Genomic DNA, 20,478 nt, shown 5'->3' with positions numbered 1-20,478 from the left:
CATGGCAACACCGCGCATCGTCATCGTCCACCGGCGCACAGAGCTCCAGGAACTGTTGGACCGGCACGCCACCCGGGGCCAGGCGGAGTTCTTCCTCCGCACCCGCGGCCGCAGCATCCAGGACGTGCAGGACCGCCACGATCGCCTCAACGAAGCCCTCGCGGCAGTGCGGTCGTCAGTCCCTGCTGATTGGCGACAGGCCGAAGTGGAACGCGCAGATCTCAGCCGCTTCCTGTTGACGGACGAAGACATCATCGCAGTCGTTGGCCAGGACGGGTTGGTGGCGAACGTCGCCAAATATCTGAAGGGCCAGCCCGTGATCGGCATCGATCCGGAGCCGGGAGCGAACCCTGGCGTACTGGTGCGGCACACCCCGGCCGCGGCTGCCGCCCTTCTGGCTTCCGGCGACGTTGGACGGCTTCGCTGCCAGGACCTCACCACAGTGACAGCAACGCTCGACGACGGTCAGCAGCTTTCGGCGCTGAACGAGGTTTTCGTCGGGCACGCCTCGCACCAGTCGGCCAAGTACACCCTGGCCGCCCCGAGTTTCACCCAAGCCGGCGGACAGACCGAGCGGCAGTCGTCGTCGGGCCTTATCGTTTCCACGGGGACGGGCGCCACCGGGTGGTGCGCTTCCATTGCCCTTGAACGCGGCGGACGGGCCTTGCCCGCCCCCACCGATCCACGGCTCGCGTGGTTTGTCCGCGAGGCATGGCCGTCACCGGTGACGGGCGCTTCACTGACCGAAGGCGTGCTGGAAGCAAGCGAAAAGCTGCGGATCACCGTGGCATCGGACCAGCTGGTGGTGTTCGGCGATGGCATGGAGGACGACCGGCTGACGGCTTCGTGGGGGCAGGAGATCACGGTGCAGCTGGGGCAGAGGCCGCTGCGGCTGGTTGTTTAGCTTCCGGGCCCCTAAGCCGGGCGTGTTCTTTTCCGTTGCCCTTGAACTCTGGATCATCAGCATGCTTATGATGACGGGAGCCACATCGGGTGCGCTCTTTGCCTTTCAGGGAGGGTGTTTGTGGCTACGGGATATGAAGTTGTGGTTGTTGGCGGCGGGAACGCCGGGCTGTCGGTTGCCGGACGCCTGCACCGTTCCGGGGTGAAAGATATTGCGGTCATCGAACCCCGCGAACACCACCTGTACCAGCCGCTCTTTTCCCACATCGCCGGAGGGCGCGCGAAGCCGCGGATGGCGACCAGGCCGCAGAAGTCCGTGATGCCACGCGGGGTGACCTGGATTCGGGATGCCGTCACCGGTATCAGCGCCGAAACCGACACCGTGACCCTGAAATCGGGGACCCAGCTCTCCTACCAACAGCTGGTGGTGTGCCCAGGCCTGCAGTATGACTGGGATTCGATTCCCGGGCTCTTTAACGCCGTCCATTCACCGCATGGCGCCTCACACTACGAGTTCGACCTCGCCGCCAAAGCATGGGACTTGTTCAATGGCCTGACGTCGGGGACAGCGGTTTTCACCATGCCGTCAGGGCCCATCAAATGCGGGGGCGCTGCGCAAAAACCCATGTACCTGGCGTGCGATTTCTGGAAGAAGCAGGGCGTGTTGGATCGGATCAGGGTTGTCATGGTCCAGCCCTATCCCACAGTATTCGGGGTTGCCGAGGTAGACCGCGAGTTGGAGCGGAAGATCGCCGAGTACGGCATCGAATTGTGGACGGACAGCGAACTGGTGGCAGTCGATGCCGCTGACAGGAAGGCCGCGGTACGCAATCTCGAAACGGGAAATTCTGAGGAATTAAGCTACGACGTCCTGAACGCAGTCCCTCCCCAGACAGCCCCGGACTGGCTCAAAACCACATCCCTTCCAGCGCCGGGTGACGGCCACGGCTTCGTCGAAGTGGATACGCGAACCCTGCGGCACACAAGATTTCCAAAGGTCTGGTCGCTGGGTGACGCAGCCGGAACCACCAATTCCAAGTCCGGCGGAGCCCTGCGGAAGCAAACAAAAGTCCTGGCCGAGAATCTCGTGGCCGCCATGAAAGGGAACGCCTTGCCTGCCGCCTACAACGGCTACTCGGTCTGCCCCTTCACGGTCTCCCGGAACACGGTCGTCTTCGCCGAATTCGATGACCATTACCAGGTCATGCCGACCATCCCCCGTGTCCCCACATGGAAGGAAAGCCGTCTCTCTTGGTTCGTGGACCGGGACGTTTTCCCTCAGATCTACTGGCACCTCATCCTCAAGGGCCGCGCTTGAGCCTTGGAATGCGCCGGAGTTCAAAACTCATTCGTTAGGGTGGGAAGACTAACCAGTGAGGAGCTTCCGTGAGCCATGCCCACCACGCAACTGAGCAGGTGCCGGCGTCGGCCAGCCGCCCCGCGAGGGCAGGCCTCCAAGCCGCAGTCGCGTTGCTGATCGGAACCATTGCTGGAGCACTTGGCCTTCTCCCCTGGTGGATCACCGGCGCGAAGCTGCCGCTGCAGAACCTCTGGGCTTCGCCGGTGATGCCGGAGCAGATGCCGTTGGCGCTGCTGCCGTTGAGTCAGTATGAGATCCTCACCCTGATCGCGCTCGTGACCACTGGCGGCGCCCTCACCGGTTTGGCGGTACGGCTCTGGAATCCGGCCCGCCGGGCCATTGCGATGTGGTGCGCGGTTGGCGGCGTCTTGATGGTCCAGGTGGTGGCAACAGCACAGTCCTTTACAGTGCTCAACGACGGTCTCGCCGGCGGGAAGCTCACGGACTTCTACTTCTTCGGACTGCTGGCCTGCGTCATCCTCTCGATTGCTGCCAGTATCGTGGCCCAGCTCCTGATCGGCTCGACAGGCCGTGCTGCCACAGCTCTGGGAGTCGGGCTCATCGCCGTCCCCGTCACATCCTGGGCCGTGCAGTGGGTCGTCGGCGTTGCGGGGCGAAGCAACATGCCCCTCGAAGTCCCGACGATAGCCCACTGGATCCCCGCTGTCCTTGTGGGTTGCACACTGGCTTGGTGCGGTTTCAAACCCGCCCGCCGCATCATCGTCTGGGTCTTGGACCTCGCGTTCCTATGGGTGATCCCCGCCGTTTTCACCGCGGTCCAGTCAGTGTTGGCGACCCGCGCGATAGCCGGGGACATCGCCGAAATGGTCCTCATGGGACAGCAGGTCCTCACCGCCGCTTTGGGGCCCGACGGCGGTGCCGGCCCAACGCTGTTGCTCGCCGTGGGCATTGGGCTGGCTGGTGCAGGGATCCGCGCAATGACCGGCCGGAAGAGCCCAGAACGGCCCTGAGCCACCGTCACTGCTTCAAGAATCAACCTTTGTCCCTCGCAGATCCCCCGGGGTAGGGTGGCCGAACCGTTCGCCACATCATCGTCTGGGAAAATTCTGGGAGAAACCATGACTCATGTGAGACGTCAGCTGGCCGCAGTCACAGCGGCCTTCGCACTGGGCGCAACAAGCCTGGGCATCGCCAATCCGGCCGTCGCTGATCCCCGTCAAACGGAGAAAACAGCTACAGCAACCGGCTACGGCGGCGCCGTGAGCACTGTGGATCCTGAAGCATCGGCAGCCGCCATCGAGGTCCTGAAGAAGGGCGGAAACGCAGCCGATGCCGCCGTTGCTGCGGCGGCGACCCTCGGCGTCACCGAACCCTACAGCGCGGGCATCGGTGGCGGCGGCTACTTCGTTTTCTACGACGCCAAGACCGGCCAGGTCGGTACCATCGACGGCCGGGAAACCGCGCCCGCAGCGATGCCTAACGATGCTTTCATCGACCCAAGCACGGGCAAGCCGTACCCCTTCACGACGCAAAACCCGGCGTTGCCGACAAGCGGGGTATCCGTGGGCGTCCCCGGCACTCCGGCCACCTGGGAGCGCGCTCTGGAGCGCTGGGGCACCTTGGATTTGGGAGATGCGCTGAAACCCGCCATCAAGGTGGCAACCCGCGGCTTCGTGGTGGATGAAACCTTCCGGAACCAGACGAAGGACAACCAAGCACGGTTCAGCAATTTCACGTCCACCAAGGACCTGTTCCTTCCCGGTGGTGACGCTCCCGCCGTCGGAAGTGTCTTCCAGAACCACGACCTCGCGGCGACCTATCGGCTCCTTGCCGAGGAAGGCACTGCCGCCTTCTACGGCGGGCCGCTTGCTGCCGAGATCGCCAACACAGTGCAGGCGCCGCCTAAGGTCGCCGAGCCGACCCTGCCCATTCCCGTTGGGTTCATGACCACTCAGGACCTGGCGGATTACAAAGCTGTGGATCAAGACCCCACGCACATGAACTACCGGGGCTATGACGTCTACGGGATGGCACCCTCGAGCAGCGGCGGAACCACGGTTGGCGAAGCCCTGAACATCCTGGCGCCGTTCAACCTGTCCGAAATGAAGCCAACGGACGCGCTGCACCACTACTTCGAGGCCAGTTCGTTGGCCTTCGCCGATCGTGGCAAATACGTCGGTGATCCGGCTTTCGTGCAGGTTCCCACCAACGCCCTGCTTGACCGTGACTTCGGCAAGGAACGTTCCTGCCTGATCGATCCGGCAAAGGCGGCCGCGAAGCCGGTCGCTCCGGGCGACGTCACGGATTACGACGGCGCGTGCCCCACTTCGGCGGCACCGCACGCCAAGGAATCCGATACCGAGAACATTTCCACAACCAACCTCACGGTTGCGGACAAGTGGGGCAACGTGGTGGAGTACACGCTGACCATCGAACAGACGGGCGGCTCCGGGATCGTTGTTCCCGGCCGTGGGTTCCTGCTGAACAACGAGCTGACCGACTTCAGCACTGTTTACGACGCCGCTGATCCGAACCGTATTCAGCCAGGGAAACGGCCGCGGTCGTCCATGTCGCCCACTATCATCCTGGACGAAGGCAAGCCGTTCCTGGCGCTCGGTTCTCCTGGTGGTTCGACCATCATCACGACTGTCCTGCAGACCATCATCAACCGGGTTGACCTGGGCATGACCGTCTCCGAGGCCCTCGCGGCTCCCCGTGCCGCACCCAGGAACGGCGCCACAGTGAGCTCGGAACCGGCGTTCATTGATGCCTACGGCCCGGCGCTGACGGCGAAGGGTCATAATCTGATGCCGGCCGGTGATGCCTTCACCTCCGCTGCTGAGATAGGTGCGGCCACCGCCATTGAATTCGGCGACGGCGGGAAGCTCACCGCGGCTGCCGAGCCGACGCGTCGCGGAGGAGGCTCTGCAATGGTGGTTTCCGACGATAATCGAGGCCCAGGAAAGGGTCCGAAGCTCAAGTAGTTCTGTCCCCTCCGAAAGTTGAAGCGGGCCGCGGCTTTGTCAGCCGCGGTCCGCTCTGCGTTCCACCCTGGAACGCCAGTAAGCCGTGCAGGCCGCGAGGGCGCAAATGACACCGGTGATGAGTGTCCAGACAGAGTCGCTGCCTCCGGAGATGAAAACGTAGAGGGAGTAGAAACCCAGGACCATGGCCAGGATCAGCCAGCTCACCTCTCTGTTGCTCATAGTCGATCCTTTGCTTTTTGGGTCCGTTGGCTCAGGGCGCACACCCGGAGGTTGGCGTCGGTACTGTTCTTGGAACCGACACTACGGGCGGTTTATGGCGCCCCAGCGCGGAATGGCAAAAACTAGGTGGTGGATTGGGCGAATTTAGGTGCATTTTCGCTTCATCTAGGTGGTGGACGGCCGACTTCTAGGTGTACTGGCCAGACTGGACAACAAGATCCACCCAGAAGCCCCCTGTGCAGCGAGGAGTGTTCGTTGCACCACCTAGACGGCTGGGTGGAGACACTCATTTTTGGCCTATTCAGCACCTAGATCCGGCCTGATCACCACTCATTTCTGCTCTCCTGAGCACCTAGGCGCATTTCTGCCTTGCAGGCTTATCCCGACGCGATTCCTGATCTAGCCCATGGGGGAATCCCGTTACCAGGAAAGCTATTCCCATTGACAAGGAGAAGAAATGAACTGGCAGCAATTGAGCTGTTTGGCTGGGTTCCTATCGCACGTCATAGCTACGGGCTCTCTGATCGCAGCGGCCTTCACTGGCGGGGCAACACTCGTTATCGGCGGCATCGCGTATTCGGTGAGTGCACTCGCGACGATGCTCGGCTGCAGTTAGCAAGAAATGAAGTTACTGACGCTCACGGCAGCTGCCATGTTCTTCATTACGGCTGTCATCGCGTTTTTCAGTAATCCCACGATGGCAGCACTCTCCCTCACGGCTTCCCTTGCAATGGTTGCAACGTGGGTCGTCTACAAGAGGCAGAGCAAGTAGTCGTTCATCATTGAGCCGCGCCCGACGCTTGGTCAGGCCGGGCGCGGCTCTCCAATGCGAAGGGACTCCAATTGAGGACGCATGAATTTCATCAACGTTGAGCATCTCTCCAAGGACTTCGGGCAATTCCGGGCCTTGAATGACATCAACTTCTCGGTGGCCGCGGGGAGATCAATGGCCATCATCGGCCCTAACGGCTCAGGAAAAACCACCCTTGTCCGATGCCTGTTGGGCCTTTTGGCACCGGACTCCGGAAGGGCCAACATAGCGGGGCTCTCCTACAACTCCGGACATCCAACCCGCGTGGGCTACCTGCCCGAGGAACGTGGCAATTTCCAACGCGACACCCCATTGGATGTGATTCGCCTTTTCGGAAGGCTGCGTGGCCTCAGCTATAGCGAGGCCACGTCCCAGGCCTACGACTACCTCGACGACGTGGCTTTGACCGCTCATGCCCGGTCCCCTATCCAAACATTGTCCAATGGCCAGCAGCAGAAGGTTCATCTGGGACTGACGTTCATTGGCAGCCCCGATCTCTTGGTCTTGGACGAACCGACCCGCGGATTCGATCCAATCAACCAGGCAATCTTCAAAACACATTTGCAGAGGCAACTGCATGAAGGGACGACTCTGATTCTCGTGACGAACCAAATGCATGAAGTAGAAGAACTGGCTGACAATGTCCTCTTCCTGCGTAACGGTGACCAGCACTTTGCGGGCGAAGTGAAAGACGCAAAGCAGGCACTTGGTGGCCGCCGCACGGTGTTGACGTATACGGGTGAACTTCCTGCAAGTGCCAGGAAATGGGACCTGAATGTACAGGCGACGGGAATAGCCGTGATGGACTCTCCCCATGAAGTGGGATCAGCCAAGGAACTGCTGGGACAGCTGGTCAGTGATGGGGCGAAGGTAACCGACTTCAGCACGAGGTTGTCGAGTCTCGACGAGATCTTCGTGTCGGTTTACGGCGAGTCAGGTCAGTTCGGAAACCTGAACTGATGGACGCTCCAAACCGGATCCTCCTCGCCTTCGAACTCAAACGGCACTTCAAGAAAAAGAGCTACTGGGTACCGATCGTGCTGGTCCCTCTGGCGGTCATCGTTCTGGCAACCTTGGCGCAATTGGGAGCCGCAGCCACTGTAAAGAACAGCGCAAACGGAACAGTTGGCGTCATGAAGTTCCACTACGTGGATCCCGGCGGTTTCATTGACGCAAAGCTTGCTGAAGAGGCCGGCGGCACCAAGGATGTTGATGCACCGGCTGCCATAAAGCAGGTCACCGCCGGCGGGCTGCAGACATTGATTGTGTTCCCCGGCGACCTCAGCAGCGGCCGGATAGACATCTATGAGAACAACAAAGGTTTGGTTGGTGACCAACAGTCCACTGCATTGGCCCGTCAGCTGCTGCAGACCTCCTTGGTGAGGGGTCTCAAATCCCCTGAACTTACCAAGCCTCTGACCGGGACCATCGAGGTCAACCGGGTGGGCTACAGGAACGGCAGCGTTGACCCGGGGTTGTGGTCCGTTGCTCCTCCGCTGGTCTTTTTGCTCCTGTATTTCGCGGTAACCATCTTCCTTGGAAACCAGATCATGTCGAGTTTCGCTGAAGAGCGGGAGCAGAAAATTCGTGAAGTCCTCTTTCTGGACGCATCGCCGTCGAGCGTTTTCCTGACGAGAATCCTGACGACCGCCATCCTCGGCCTGGTTCAACTGGCAGCGATGTCACTGCCGCTCTTGCTCTTCTACCTGCTGGCCGGCCGCGATCTAGGCCTTCCACTGCCCGCATTCAATCTCTGGGTCCTCGATGCCTCGAAGATGTCGGCGGGGCTGGTGGTCCTCTTGCTGGGCGTGCTTTTCATGGTTGCAAGCCATGCAGCGATAGGCGCCCGGATCAGAAGTGCACGGGAAGGCTCTGCGTTTGCCACACTTTTTGTCATCATGATGTTCGCCCCGGGCTATACCTTGGGGCTGCTTTCCGAGGAACCTGACTCAGCCGTCGTGCGAATCCTTACCTTCTTTCCACCGACCGCTCCAAGCACTTTGCTCTTCAGGAATGCTTTTGGAAACATCCAGGCGGCGGAATTCATCTGCAGTTGCGCCTGGCTATTGGCGGTCAGCGTCCTCGTCTTGACTGTGGGAAGGCGCGTGTATTCCGGGCGCCCTCTGTGGAAAACCGGGCCAATGAGCGGCAGCCAGCACAAAGCCCCCATAGGCTGAAGTTCACGACGACGGGAAACTCGAGCTCATGACCAACATGCAAAGAAGTGCAAACAGCTACTGGTTGACCTTGGCAGCCTGCTACGGCCTGACAATCGGCGCAGCTACGACGATAGCTATGCCTTGGCTTCTGATTGTGGCTTGCGTTTTCATTGCCTTCCCGCTGATGGTTGGCTTCTTTTTCGGCCAGATGGGCTCCCATGTCCGCCGCGATAAGGTCCGTGAAAGCCCGGTGATCACGGTAGCGGCGATGGCCTTTTCGGTAATTGCCATACTCCTGCGCGACTCCCCGGTGGTTGGCTGGGCCGCCCCGGTCCTAGGTGTGGCCAGCTTCGTGGGGATGTATCTCTGCCTACGCCGGTATGGCCATTTTCATGTGCCTGCAGGGAGCATCTCCCGTGATCAAGAAGGGATGAAGCTCGGTGACCGATAACGCGGGAGTGGAATTTGCCCGTCAGTCCGAGCAGTAGCATGCACTATGAAATCCTTCACTTGGGCACGAGCCGCAACGGATAATCCGGAAACCAACAAAGTAGCTGTAATGCTGCCCGGCTCCGGCTACCCGGTGGAAGGGCCTGTCCTCTTTTGGATAGGCGAGATGCTCGGCGCCTTGGGATGGCATGTACAGGCTGTCAAATGGACTCCCGAAGATTCTCCAAGTGCTAATCCTCACGAATTCGCTGCCATGGCCGCCCAGCAAGCCTTCGCGGAATCACCCGAAGGGCATAAGCGGCTTATCGTGGCCAAGTCATTCAGCACTCTGTGCATTCCTTGGGCCGAAGAGACATTGACTCCGGGCATCTGGCTGACGCCACTCCTCACCGATGCCCGGGTCAGAAGCACAATACGAGCTACCTCAAAGTCTGACCTGTTCATCGGTGGATCAGAGGACAAACTCTGGGACGGAGGACGACTGGCGGAGACTAACGGCACGTTTCTAGAAGTGCCGGGGGCCGATCATTCCCTACAGATTCACAACGATTGGCGTGCTTCGCAAACGGCGCAATCCGAGATCTTCGAAAGGATCGAAGAGTTTGTTGTGAGTCTCCTCTAGATGGTGCATACCGTCTTCTCTTGAAGGGCTTCGTGCACCGAGCGTAATCTGCTCAAAGAAGCGCGGTTGGGGATCGGCCTAGGAGCGCGGCATGAACCTGCTCAGCCAGATACTCGCTGGATCCACCGGACTGGCACTCCTAAGTGTCGGTGTCCTGGAGATCTTCTTCCATGGCGACCAGCGTTTCCACCGGATCTTTCTGATTCGGCCTGAAGACGTCCAAGCCGTGCGTATGTGGGCGATGAACGTCGGTGCCTACAACGTCGCCTTCGGCCTGGGAATCGCAGTGGGTCTTTGGATGGTGAACTTCTCTGGGAATCCCGACAGCGGGTCGGCAATAATCATCTTCTGCTGCGCGTGCCACGTATTCCTCGGCTTTTGGCTTTGGGTGACGGAGAAGCGTCTCCTCGCCAGCGCCATCGGCCAGGCGCTCTTCCCCGCACTGGTGATCGTCTTCTACGCTGCGCTTCGATAGTCAGGCTCCATCCCGCCGTCGTCCGGCGTCGCTCACAACAGATCCGCAACCTTCCGTGCCGTTTCCTTGGCCGATCCAGGATTCTGCCCGGTGACCAGTTTCCCGTCCGCAATGGCGTAAGAGACTAAGGGGAGCTTGGCCTTCTCGTAGAGCGCCCCGCGCTTCTTCATCTCCTCCTCGGCGTTGTACGGCACAAGCTTGTCCACCCGGGCCAGGACTTCCTCCTGCCATGCGAAGCCAGTGACCTTCCGGCCCTCCACCAAGAGGTTGCCGTCTGAAAGCCTGGTATTGAGGAGGCCGCAATACCCGTGGCAGACCGAGGACACGATGCCACCCTGTTCCCAGATTTCGCGGGTGATCCTCTGGAGCCCTTCACTGTCGGGGAAGTCGTACATCACCGCATGACCTCCGGTGAAGTAGATGGCGTCGTAATCCCCGGATTCAATGCTTTCGGGGCTGTCGGTGTGCTCAAGAAGTGCCATGCGCTCCGGGTCCGCATGCCATGCCTTGGAAGCTTTGTCATAACTGGGGAACTTCAACGATCGAGGTTCCAAAGGGACCGTGCCGCCTTCCGGACTGACGATGGTTTGCTCGAACCCGTGTTCCTCAAACGCCGCCCACGCGTGAACCAGTTCTGAGAGCCAAAGGCCAGTGGGGTGTGATGGGTCGTCGTAGTGGCTGACGTTGGTGGCGACATGGAGGATGCGTTCGGTCATGCTGGTTCTCCTTCGTGGGGGCCGGATAGGGACTTAGCCAGCCGACCTTTTGCTGTCGTTGAGCGCGAAGATCGCCCCGACCGCCAACTTCACGCGGGCTGCAACGTCGTCGTTGCTTTGGGGTCGCAGTTTGCCGTCCAGGTGCAGGAATGCCAAGCCGTGGGCCATGCTCCACAGGGCGACCGAAAGACCTGAATTGCCTGGAAAGAGGCGCTCGAAGACCTGGTTCAACATCCCATGGAGTTGCTCCGCCGCTTGAACACGTTCGCTGTCGGCCTCGTCGCATTCATTTCCGAACATCAACCTGAAGACAGCCGGCCGTCTCAAGGCGAACGCCACATAGGCCACTCCGAGTGCCGTGATCACCTCCTCGGGTGCCGCAGCCCCGGGCAACCTAGCCGAGGCAGCTTCCAGGTCTGCCAGAAGGTCCCGGAAACCCTCCACGGCAACAGCGTTATCGAGAGCCTCCCGATCAGCGAAATGCCGATAAGGCGCAGTCGGAGACACCCCCGCGCGGCGGGCCACGGCTCTCAGGGAGAACGGCTCCCCCGCTTCCAGGCTCTCGACGGCGGCAGCAACCAGTGCCGCACGAAGGTCACCGTGATGATAAGGCTTTACTGATGTTGACACTGCTAACTTCGCCTCCTACGCTGATGTAAGCAGTGTACACATAGCGCTCTGGCAGGTCCACGCCGACGCACTAAGCCGCGTACGAAACCGAGGTTGAAAATGCAGACAATATTGGGCGCCAACGGCCAGATCGCAATCGAACTGGCCAAGGAGCTGCACCGCGCCTACAGCAAGGATTTGCGGCTTGTCAGCCGAAACCCCCGCAAGGTCAACGAGTCCGACTCCCTTGTCAAAGCGGACCTGCTCGACGCCGGACAGACGGCTGCGGCGGTACAGGGCAGCGATGTCGTCTACTTCACGGCCGGCCTTCCGGCGAACACGGAGCTTTGGGAAGCACAATTTCCCACCATGCTCCGCAACGCATTGGAAGCATCAAGGGCTGCCGGCGCCAAGTTCGTCTATTTCGACAACACCTACATGTACCCCCAGGACGATCGCGTCCAGACCGAAGAAGCCCCGTTCGCTCCCGTCGGGCGTAAGGGAAAAGTCCGTGCGGACATGGCATCGATGGTGCGGGAGGAAATGGGCAAGGCCGATATTCCTGTCCTCATTGCCCGGGCGCCCGAGTTCTACGGACCGGGCCGCACGCAGAGCTTCACCAATGCGCTCCTCATCGACCGCCTGAAGAAAGGCAAGAAGCCCTTCGTGCCCGTGCGGGATGACCGCGAAAGAACGCTGATCTGGACCCCGGACGCCAGCCGGGCTCTCGCGCTTCTGGGCAACACGCCTGACGCTTTCGGGCAGACGTGGCACCTCCCGGTCGATACGGAGTCATTGACCTACCGGCAGTTCGCCAACATAGCCAGCAAGGCGTTCGGACAGGATGCCGGCTACACCGTCGTGCCCCGATGGGTTCTCAACGTCGCAGGACTGTTCTCAGCCCAAGTGCGCGAGTTGCGGGAACTTCTTCCGCGCTACGAACACCACAACCGCTTCAGCTCCTCGAAATTCACCTCACGGTTTCCTGAGTTCGCGGTAACTTCCCCTCGGGACGGCCTGGCAATCATCTGCCACGAAGCCGATTCGTCGCGGCCGGGTTCAGACTAAGGCGCCCAGTACCTGCTGCATCTGGAAAACGGTGGTAAAGGAAGGCGGCAAACGCCGGTGGTAGCGTCATCCCATGAAAGTGACTCCTCGAATGCGTCGCACTATCATCATCTTCCTGGCGGGATTTGTCTCCTTCGCCGTATTCTGGCCTATCTTTGGTGTATTGCCTGCACTCGGTATCGGTTTCGTCGTAGCGGCAGCCTCTATGGCAATTGATGCTGGAATAGCTTCTCGCCGCAATTCGCGACGGGCTTAGTTACCGTCTGGGCTCCCCTGGATGCTCCGTCGCGGGTCCTGAACCTGGGACGTCTTGAATGTAGGGGATGCCCGCAGAACCGGCGGGAGTTCGACTCAAGATCGTACGTTGGGTCTAATAAAAGATGTCCAAGGCTGGTTGAGACATGTTTTATTAAGGCCGTGGGCCTAACGGTCTGTGCCGCGGCGTCCGTGTTACGGACGCCCGTTTCCCGTCAGGGAACGACTTCAACCGTCTTTCTCTGGATAACTCCGACGACAGAGGAGTCTCGGTCGTCTAATTCGCCCCCAAGTCCAGCCCTTTGAACCCCCGTCACCACACTCCTGTTCCGCGCCGACTCTTCGACGGCGGCCAGCACCCGCTGGACCTGCAGCCCGTCGTCGAACGACGGCGACGGCGCCTCACCATCGCGGATAGCGCACAGGAAGTCCCGGATCTGGTGCGTGAACGTGTGTTCCCAGCCGATGATGTGCCCCTGCGGCCACCATGCCTCAACGTACGGATGCTCCGGCTCGTTCACCAGGATCCGCCGGAACCCTTGCTCCCGCACAGGCAGCGTGGCGTCCAGGAAGCCGAGTTCATTCAGGTTCTCCAGGTCGAACGTCAATGAACCCAACGACCCATAGATCTCTATCTTCAAAGAGTTCTTCTGCCCGGTAGCCACCCGTGACGCTTCCACGGAGGCACTCACGCCGCCGGTCAGCCCCAAAGTGGTCCACGCGGCGTCGTCCACTGTCACCTTCTCCGGACCAGCAGGACCGGGCCGTTCGGCAACAAAAGTCCGCAGCGTCCCGGTCACCTCGGTGACGGTCTGGCCGGTCAGGTACTGGACTTGGTCGATCGCGTGCGAAGCGATGTCGCCCAGCGCCCCGGAGCCTGCGGTCTCCTTCCGGAGCCGCCAGCTCATGGGGGTTTCGACGTCGGATAGCCAGTCTTGCAGGTAGGCGGCACGGACGTGCCGAACGGTTCCGAGACGGCCTTCGGCGATCAGTTCGCGGGCCAAGGCGAGCGCCGGGACGCGCCGGTAGTTGAACCCGACCATCGATTGGACGCCCTGCTCGCGGGCCAAAGCTGCCGCCGATGCCATCAGCTCAGCCTCCTCCGGGGTGTTGGCCAGCGGCTTCTCCACGAGCACGTGCTTCCCGGCTTCCAGCGCCGCGATAGCGATCTCCGCGTGCATCCAGCCCGGAGCGCAGATGTCCACGATGTCGATGTCGTCGCGCTCAATCACGGAGCGCCAGTCGGTCGCCGATTCCGCCCAGCCGTACTTGCCGGCGGCCTCGGCCACCGCCAAGGCGTCCCGGCCGACGAGCACGCGCTGCTCGAAGGCCGGGACGTCGAAGAAGCTGGCCACGTTCCGCCACGCATTCGAGTGGGCCTTTCCCATGAAGGCGTAACCGATCGCGGCCACGCCCAACGGACGGCCAGCGGGAAGGGAAGTGGTCATGCTTAATCTCCTTGGATAGACAGGCCTACGCGAACCAGTCCCGCGACGGGTTGGAAACCTCGGGCGCCTCGCGGAAGACACCCGGCTGCGCAACCCAGCCAACGCCGTTGGCGATGACCTTCTGGATCTGCGGCTGGTGGTACACCGGGTACTCCTGGTCGCCGGGGCTGAAGTAGAAGATCCGTCCCTTGCCGCGCGAGAAGGTCACGCCTGAACGGAACACCTCTCCCCCGGTGAACGAGCTGATGAAGATCAGGTCGTCGGGCTCCGGAATATCGAAGAGCTCCCCGTACATTTCCTGTTGCGGAATCACGATCGGGCTTTCAATACCCGCCGCGATCGGGTGCGACGGCTTGACGGTCCACACCAGCTCCCGTTCGCCCTCGTTGCGCCACTTCAGCGAGCACGTAGTCCCCAGCAAGCGGGTGAAGATCTTGGCGAAGTGCCCGGAGTGGAGCACCACCAGGCCCATGCCGCCGAGCACATGCCGCTGCACGCGCTCCACCACTTCGTCGGCGACTTCCTCATGGGCGATGTGCCCCCACCAGAGCAGCACGTCCGTCTGCGCCAGGAGTTCCTCGGACAACCCGTGTTCCGGATCGGCCAAGGTAGCCGTGGTGATTTCGGAGTCCGGGTAGAAGCCGCGCAGCCCTGCGGCGATGGCGCCGTGGATCCCCTCGGGGTACATCTCGCCGATGGTGGCAGGCTCGTTGCGGGCCTCATGGACGCCCTCGTTCCAGACGACGATCTTCAGTTTCGTATCAGACATGTCAGAGCCTTACTTCGCGTTGTTCCAGGGCGGATTTGTAGCAGGCGTCGAGCACCAGCGCGCGGCTGAGGGCAAGCGATCCGTCGTGGCTTCCCCAAACGGTCTCGCCACCGCGGACGGCAGCAACAAAATCGTCGACGACGGCCTGGTGCGCCTTTCCGGGCTCGGCCACCACCTCGAAGTCGGCATTCTGGCCGTCCTTCTCGGTGAAAATGTGCACGTCCGCGACGGGGTTCTCGGAGGCGCCCACCGAGCGCAGGTCCGCTCCGCCGTCGGTCCCGTAAACCGTGAAGTCCATCAGGTCCCGCTCGTCGCGGTAGGTGGCCCAGCCCGCTTCGAGGATCAAGGTTCCGCCGCCTTCCAGCCGGATGAACGCGGAGGCGAAGTCCTCCACTTCAAACTTATGGCTGGAGTTCGACGCCGTATACCTCGCGTTGCCGCCGAGGCCGCGCGGGCCGAGTTCGGAGTGGGTCGACGCCGAAACGGCCAGGACCTTAGGCTCGCCCAGCAGGTGCAGCGAGTAGTCCAGGACGTGCACGCCGATGTCGGCCAACGGACCACCGCCGGCGAGCTCCGGATTGGTGAACCAGCTGCCGAGCATCGGAATGCCCTGGCGGCGAAGCCAGGAAGCCTTGGCGTAGTACGGGCGGCCGAGGGTCCCTTCGTCGATCACGTTCTTGAGCGCCTGAATGTCGCCGCGGCGGCGGTGGTTGAACGCGACGTCGAGGACGCGGCCTGCCTTCCGGGCGGCGTCAACCATCGCTTGACCCTCGACGGCGTTGCGCGCCAGGGGCTTTTCGCTCAGCACATGCAGTCCCCGCTCAAGGGAAGCAATCGCGATGGGCGCGTGGAGGAACGTCGGCACGGCGACGCTGACGGCGTCGAGGTCCTGAAGTTCGATCATGTCCTCCCAGCGGGCGAACGCGTTCGGAATGCTGTACTCCTCTTTCAGCTGGGCCAGGAGCTCTGGTTCCATACCCGCGACGGCGACAATCTCGACGCCGTCGATGTTGCTGTAGGCCTTGAGGTGCTGCTGGCCGGCCCAACCGATGCCCACAACTCCCACCTTGAGGGTTGCGGTGGTGGCCTGCTGCTGAATACTCACGTTATTCCTGTTCTTTCTGGGTTTCTTGATGGTCTTGAAAAGCTGTTAGCCCTTGACCGCGCCCGCGGTCATGCCGGACACGATGCGCTTCTGGCACAGCAGCACCAGGATCACGAGCGGGACCGTGATGATCACAGATGCCGCGCTGATAGTGCCGAGCGGCTGGTCGAACTCGCTGGTTCCGCTGAAGAACGCGATCGCGACCGGTACCGGACGGGCTTCCGGTGAGGTGGTCAGCGTGACGGCCAGGAGGAACTCGTTCCAGACCGAGATGAACACCAAGATCGCGGTGGTCGCCAGGCCGGGCACCGCCAACGGAAGGATGACCTTGCGAAACGCGGTGAAAGGCGTGGCACCGTCCATGTACGCCGATTCCTCGAGCTCCCGCGGGATCTCCTTGAAGAACGATGTCAGCGTGTAGATCGCCAGCGGCAACGCGAACGTCAGCTTCGGGATGATGAGGCCCAGCAGTGTGTCGTACAGCCCGATTTCGCGCCAGATGGAGAACATCGGGGCCGCGATCGCGATGGCCGGGAACGTCGTCACCGAGAGGATCAGCGTCAGGATCATCGCCTTGCGGCGCATCTTGAGCCGCGCCAGCGCATACGCGGCGAAGGACGCGAACACCAGCGCCACGGTTGTAGTTACGACGGCGATAATCACCGAATTGCGCAAGGCCAGGAGGAACTCGGGGTTCTGGAAGACCACGAGGTAGTTCTCCAGGGTCGGCTGGCTCGGGAAGAGCTCGCCCTTGGACAGGCTCGCTCCCTTCTTAAGGGAGGTGTTGACCAGCCAGTAGAAGGGGATGAGCGAGAAGCCCATGACCGCGACGACGAATACCCACACCAAAGGATGGAGTTTCGCCTCCCCGCGCAAGCGGCGCTTGGGTGACTTGCGCCCGGTGGCGGGTGCCGGCGTCGTGCGTTCTGCCGTCAGCGTGCTCATTGCTCCTCCTTCGCGACATCGCGGATGTTGCCGCCGCCGAAGCGGATGTAGATGACCGAGACCACCATGACGGTGATGAAGGTGAGGATGGAGAGGGCCGAGCCTTCGCCAACGAGCCGGTTTTCGCGGAGTTCGCCGTAGGCCAGCATGGACATCGATTCGGTGCCGTTCGCGCCGCGGGTGAGGACGAACGGCAGGTCGAACACGCGCAGGGCATCCATGGTGCGGAAGATCGCGGCGAGGACGATCGCGGGGCGCAACAGCGGCAGGGTGATGTGGACAAAGGTCTGCCACTTGCTGGCACCGTCGAGTTCTGCGGCTTCGTAGGTTTCGGCGGAGATGACCTGCAGGCCGGCCAGGATGATGAGTGCCGCGAACGGCGTCGTCTTCCAGACGTCGGCGAGGACAATCACCGCCATGGCGTAACCGTGCTCACCGAGCCAGACGACGTCGCCGCCCGGCAGCCCAAGCGCCGAGAGGACGTTGGTGACCAGTCCGAGGTTGGGCTGGAACATCGTTTGCCAGGTGATGGCGCTGACCACGGTGACGATCGCGTACGGCAACAGGACCACCGTGCGCAGGAGCGCGCGGCCCTTGAACGCGAGGTTGAGCAGCAACGCCATCGCCGTGCCGAGGATAAGTTCCAAGCTCACCGAGAGGCCCGCGAAGAGGAACGTCTGGCCGAACGCGGCCCACCACTCTTGGCTGGCCAGGGCGTTGATGTAGTTCTCCAGCCCGACAAACCGCGAGAGCCCGGCCGTGCGGACGCTGTACTGGTTCAGCGAGAGCCAGATCGCGTAGCCGATCGGGACCGCGGCAACGAGGGCCATGAGGATCAGCGACGGCGCCGTCATGCGGAAGGCGAGACGGCGTTCGGCGCGGTCGCGGCCTGACACGCGGGCGGGGGCGCCGCCTGGCGCGGGGCGCTTTGACGCCCCGCGCTTTGGCGCCCCGCGACCGGGTTGGAGGGTCTTGATGGCCATGGTTAGAAGCTCGACTTGGCCGCAGCGACTTCGTCGGCCATCTTCTTCACGGCGTCCTCGGTGGAGGTGGTGCCGGAGAGGACAGCGTAGACGTTCTTGTAGATCGCCTGCGAAATCTGCGGGTAGACCGGGGAGATCGGGCGCGGCTTGGCACCCTTGACCGAGGCGAGGAGTTCAGTAGCGAACGGCATCTTCTGGAGCACCGCAGCGTCCGAGTAGGCAGCCTCATTCACCGGGGCCTGCGAGTAGTCCATGGCCACGTGCTTCTGCCAGTCCGGCGTCGTGGCGAAGTCGATGAAGGCAACCGCCCCTGCTTGGTTGGTGGAGTTGGCCGAGATTGCCAAGTTCCAGCCGCCAAGCACGCCCGAGGCCTTGCCGCCTTCCCAGGCCGGCAGCGGTGCGACGGCGAAGCTGGACGCGAGCGGCGTCGCGTTCAGCAGGCGGTACACGTGCGGCCAGTTGCGCTGGTATCCGAAGTTGCCGGACTCGTAGGCGAGGCGGGCCGGGTCCTCGTTGTAAGTGAGGACGGCGCGGTCGGCGGAGCCGTTCTTGAGGCCGTCGGTCATGAAGTTGAGGACGTCGCGGGTCTCCTGGGAATCGATCTTGACGTTGCCCTGGTCATCCAGGACTTCGCCGCCCGCGCTGTAGAGCATTTCGAGGAAGTTCACCGTGAGGCCCTCGTACTGCTTGCCCTGGTAAACGAACCCGTTGCCCGGCGCCTTGGCTGCTTCAGCGTAGAGCTGCTGCCAGGTCTCCGGCTTGGCTACCTTGTCCTTTTGGTAGTAGATCAGGCCGGCGTTGGTGAAGAACGGCGAGGCCCAGTACTTGTCCTGGTACTTGGTGGTTTCCACAGTGGAGGGAATGAGCCGGTCCTTGTTGGCCTCCACCAGCTTGGTCTGGTCCAGCAGCCAGCCCTGCGATGCGAACTCGGAGGTCCAGATGACGTCCGAGATGAAGATGTCGCACTCGGTGGATTTGCCTTCGAGGCGCTGCACGATCTGCGTGCGGGCCTCGTCCGTGGTGGCCCCGATCTCGGTGTACTTGGCCGTGACCTTGCCGTTCGCCTTGGTGAACGCTTCAGCCGTGCCCTTGTAGATGCCGCTCGCGTCCTTGACGCCGCAGACGTTCACGGCACCGCTGGCATTAGCGCCCGACGACGGATCGGCAGCTGCCGCTTGTTCGGCACCTTGGGGAGCTGCTCCCCCGCCGCACGCGCTGAGGAGGAGGGCTGCTGCGATGGCGGTGGCGGCGAGGGCTGTGCGTTTGGTGGCTTTGTTCTGGAGCGGGAGAGCAGGTCGGTTCAAGTCCACAAGTGGCTCCTTTGGTGACTGTGGGGATGTTCAGTTCGGCGCTTTGGCTGTAGCGCAGTCCTGAGTTTGGCTTCGTTGCCGGGTGTTGTGCTGAGTGGTGGAATCGATTCCAAATGTTGCTTTGAAAAAAGGCCTTGCGGCCCGTGGAATCGATTCCAAAGTAGTTTTGCAGTGGTTGCTCGTGACTGTCAACCCTTTTTATTTGGTGGAGTCCCTGATGACGAGTTGGTGCGGGAAGAAGGTCCGCCCCTTACGGTGCGCGCCCTCGACAGTCATCCGCTCCAGGAGCTCGGCGAAGGCCGCACGGCCCATCTCGTATGCCGGCTGCCTTACCGTGGTCAGCTCGGGGACGCACATTTCTGCCTGGGCGGAGTCATCGAAGCCCGCTACGGCGACATCTTGGGGAACTCTTAGGCCGGCGTCGGTCAGCTCGCGGACGCACCCGGCCGCTACGACGTCGGTCCCGCAGAAGACGGCGTCGGGGAGGTCTTTGGCTTCCAGGAGTTTCTTGGCGAGGTTGCGTCCGGCGTGGAAACCGAAGTTGCCTTCGCCCAGGAGAACTCGGTCCGGTTCCAGGCCATTCTCCTTCAGGGCTTGGCGGAAGCCTTCTTCCCTGAGTCGGCCCGAGCGGGCACCCCTGTGTGCGAGCATGGCCAGCTTCTTGGCACCTGTGTCGATCAGGTGCTTGGTGATGTCGTAGCCCGCCTGGCGGTCATCGATCGACACCCCGAACGCCGCCTCGGCATCGACGATTTCGCAGACCTGGATGACGCTGAGTTGCTCGGCGACAGTGTTGACGTCCTCGTCCAGCATCGTGGGCGAGAAGATCACCAGGCCGTCCACTGAGCCGTTGCGGAGCATGTCTACGAGCTGCTGTTCGCGGTCACGGTCTCCGTCGGTGGCGGCGATGAGGCTGACGTAGCCGTTGTCTGCTGCCGCGTCTCCTACGCCCCGGAAGACTTCGCTGATGACGAGGGAGTCGAGGTTTTTGGCCAGGGCGAGGACGCGCATGGTCCGGTCCCTACGGAGGTCCCTCGCTGAGGCGAGAGGGCGGTAGCTCAGCTCCTTGATGGCAGCGTTGACCTTCTCTTTGGCCGACGCGCTGACTGACGAGCTCCCATTCAAGACGCGCGACACCGTCCCCACGGACACACCCGCAGTCCTGGCGACGTCTTGAACTGTCGGCCGAGCCATTGTTTGTCCTTCCGCAAGCAGAGGCGGTGGTCCTTGCCGCCACGCCACTGCCGTGCCAACTCTATCGAGATTCGTAGGGCCGATACTGTCTGGAAGAGGGTCAAACACATCGAAGGAGTCGAGACAGTT

21 protein-coding genes are annotated in these 20,478 nt (G+C 61.9%); 11 read left to right on the top strand and 10 right to left on the bottom strand.

Features of this window, described 5'->3' with window-relative positions; all coding sequences use genetic code 11:
- Nucleotide 1: 1 nt before the first annotated feature.
- The 4 genes from FDP28_RS10190 (at nt 2) to ggt (ending at nt 5,208) form a co-directional block, all read left to right on the top strand.
- Nucleotides 2-904 carry a diacylglycerol kinase catalytic domain-containing protein gene (locus tag FDP28_RS10190; protein WP_144661315.1) on the top strand — a complete coding sequence of 301 codons (903 nt, stop codon included), beginning with the start codon at nt 2-4 and terminating at the stop codon, nt 902-904.
- 120 nt (nt 905-1,024) lie between these two features.
- A complete protein-coding gene (locus FDP28_RS10185) occupies nt 1,025-2,221 on the top strand; it encodes an NAD(P)/FAD-dependent oxidoreductase (protein WP_144661314.1) in 1,197 nt (398 codons plus the stop codon).
- A 68-nt stretch (nt 2,222-2,289) separates the two neighbouring features.
- Entirely contained in the window at nt 2,290-3,234 is a 945-nt protein-coding gene (locus tag FDP28_RS10180) for a hypothetical protein (protein WP_144661313.1), read from the top strand.
- A 108-nt stretch (nt 3,235-3,342) separates the two neighbouring features.
- Nucleotides 3,343-5,208 (top strand): gamma-glutamyltransferase, encoded by a 1,866-nt coding sequence (gene ggt / locus FDP28_RS10175; protein ID WP_144661312.1) that lies wholly within the window; start codon nt 3,343-3,345, stop codon nt 5,206-5,208.
- Nucleotides 5,209-5,247: 39 nt separating this feature from the next.
- Here ggt and FDP28_RS10170 read toward each other — a convergent pair whose 3' ends face one another.
- Entirely contained in the window at nt 5,248-5,430 is a 183-nt protein-coding gene (locus FDP28_RS10170) for a hypothetical protein (protein ID WP_144661311.1), read from the bottom strand.
- Nucleotides 5,431-6,052: 622 nt separating this feature from the next.
- On the opposite strand from FDP28_RS10170, the gene FDP28_RS20535 reads away from it, so the two are divergent.
- From FDP28_RS20535 to FDP28_RS10150, 6 genes are all read left to right on the top strand, one after another.
- Nucleotides 6,053-6,202 carry a hypothetical protein gene (locus FDP28_RS20535; RefSeq protein ID WP_186313583.1) on the top strand — a complete coding sequence of 50 codons (150 nt, stop codon included), beginning with the start codon at nt 6,053-6,055 and terminating at the stop codon, nt 6,200-6,202.
- Nucleotides 6,203-6,283: 81 nt separating this feature from the next.
- A complete protein-coding gene (locus tag FDP28_RS10165) occupies nt 6,284-7,201 on the top strand; it encodes an ABC transporter ATP-binding protein (RefSeq protein WP_144661310.1) in 918 nt (305 codons plus the stop codon).
- Nucleotides 7,201-8,418, top strand: coding sequence for an ABC transporter permease (locus tag FDP28_RS10160; RefSeq protein ID WP_144661309.1), 1,218 nt, complete (start codon nt 7,201-7,203; stop codon nt 8,416-8,418). Before FDP28_RS10165 ends, FDP28_RS10160 begins: the two co-directional genes overlap by 1 nt.
- Nucleotides 8,419-8,446: 28 nt before the next feature.
- A complete protein-coding gene (locus tag FDP28_RS20530) occupies nt 8,447-8,851 on the top strand; it encodes a hypothetical protein (protein ID WP_186313582.1) in 405 nt (134 codons plus the stop codon).
- Nucleotides 8,852-8,896: 45 nt separating this feature from the next.
- Complete coding sequence (locus FDP28_RS20525) at nt 8,897-9,472, top strand: hypothetical protein (protein WP_186313581.1); 576 nt, start codon at nt 8,897-8,899, stop codon at nt 9,470-9,472.
- A gap of 91 nt (nt 9,473-9,563) precedes the next feature.
- Nucleotides 9,564-9,947 carry a DUF1304 family protein gene (locus FDP28_RS10150; protein WP_144661308.1) on the top strand — a complete coding sequence of 128 codons (384 nt, stop codon included), beginning with the start codon at nt 9,564-9,566 and terminating at the stop codon, nt 9,945-9,947.
- Nucleotides 9,948-9,979: 32 nt separating this feature from the next.
- Here FDP28_RS10150 and FDP28_RS10145 read toward each other — a convergent pair whose 3' ends face one another.
- Both FDP28_RS10145 and FDP28_RS10140 read right to left on the bottom strand, forming a co-directional pair.
- The gene (locus tag FDP28_RS10145) at nt 9,980-10,663 is read right to left on the bottom strand and encodes a type 1 glutamine amidotransferase domain-containing protein (protein WP_144661307.1); all 684 of its coding nucleotides are present in this window, start codon (nt 10,661-10,663) and stop codon (nt 9,980-9,982) included.
- 33 nt (nt 10,664-10,696) lie between these two features.
- A complete protein-coding gene (locus tag FDP28_RS10140) occupies nt 10,697-11,293 on the bottom strand; it encodes a TetR/AcrR family transcriptional regulator (RefSeq protein WP_144661306.1) in 597 nt (198 codons plus the stop codon).
- A gap of 99 nt (nt 11,294-11,392) precedes the next feature.
- Between FDP28_RS10140 and FDP28_RS10135 the strand changes: the two genes are divergently transcribed.
- Nucleotides 11,393-12,340 (top strand): NAD-dependent epimerase/dehydratase family protein, encoded by a 948-nt coding sequence (locus FDP28_RS10135; protein WP_144661305.1) that lies wholly within the window; start codon nt 11,393-11,395, stop codon nt 12,338-12,340.
- A 470-nt stretch (nt 12,341-12,810) separates the two neighbouring features.
- On the opposite strand, the gene FDP28_RS10130 is transcribed toward FDP28_RS10135, so the two are convergent.
- From FDP28_RS10130 to FDP28_RS10100, 7 genes are all read right to left on the bottom strand, one after another.
- Nucleotides 12,811-14,043 (bottom strand): Gfo/Idh/MocA family protein, encoded by a 1,233-nt coding sequence (locus FDP28_RS10130; protein ID WP_144661304.1) that lies wholly within the window; start codon nt 14,041-14,043, stop codon nt 12,811-12,813.
- Nucleotides 14,044-14,068: 25 nt separating this feature from the next.
- Nucleotides 14,069-14,812 (bottom strand): ThuA domain-containing protein, encoded by a 744-nt coding sequence (locus FDP28_RS10125; protein WP_144661303.1) that lies wholly within the window; start codon nt 14,810-14,812, stop codon nt 14,069-14,071.
- 1 nt (nt 14,813) lies between these two features.
- On the bottom strand, nt 14,814-15,917 hold the full coding sequence (locus FDP28_RS10120; protein WP_144661302.1) for a Gfo/Idh/MocA family protein: 1,104 nt from the start codon (nt 15,915-15,917) through the stop codon (nt 14,814-14,816).
- Nucleotides 15,918-15,962: 45 nt separating this feature from the next.
- The gene (locus tag FDP28_RS10115) at nt 15,963-16,862 is read right to left on the bottom strand and encodes a carbohydrate ABC transporter permease (RefSeq protein WP_144661301.1); all 900 of its coding nucleotides are present in this window, start codon (nt 16,860-16,862) and stop codon (nt 15,963-15,965) included.
- The gene (locus FDP28_RS10110; RefSeq protein ID WP_186313580.1) at nt 16,859-17,845 is read right to left on the bottom strand and encodes a carbohydrate ABC transporter permease; all 987 of its coding nucleotides are present in this window, start codon (nt 17,843-17,845) and stop codon (nt 16,859-16,861) included. Before FDP28_RS10110 ends, FDP28_RS10115 begins: the two co-directional genes overlap by 4 nt.
- A gap of 2 nt (nt 17,846-17,847) precedes the next feature.
- Entirely contained in the window at nt 17,848-19,155 is a 1,308-nt protein-coding gene (locus FDP28_RS10105) for an ABC transporter substrate-binding protein (RefSeq protein ID WP_144661300.1), read from the bottom strand.
- Between the two features lie 198 nt (nt 19,156-19,353).
- Nucleotides 19,354-20,349, bottom strand: coding sequence for a LacI family DNA-binding transcriptional regulator (locus tag FDP28_RS10100; RefSeq protein ID WP_144661299.1), 996 nt, complete (start codon nt 20,347-20,349; stop codon nt 19,354-19,356).
- Nucleotides 20,350-20,478 lie beyond the last annotated feature (129 nt).

It is taken from the genome of Paenarthrobacter nicotinovorans, assembly GCF_007670255.1.
In the GTDB taxonomy this organism is placed as follows: Bacteria; Actinomycetota; Actinomycetes; order Actinomycetales; family Micrococcaceae; genus Arthrobacter; species Arthrobacter nicotinovorans_B.
The sequence above is the reverse complement of the archived record's forward strand: the minus strand, read 5'-3'. Positions and strand labels throughout refer to the sequence as shown.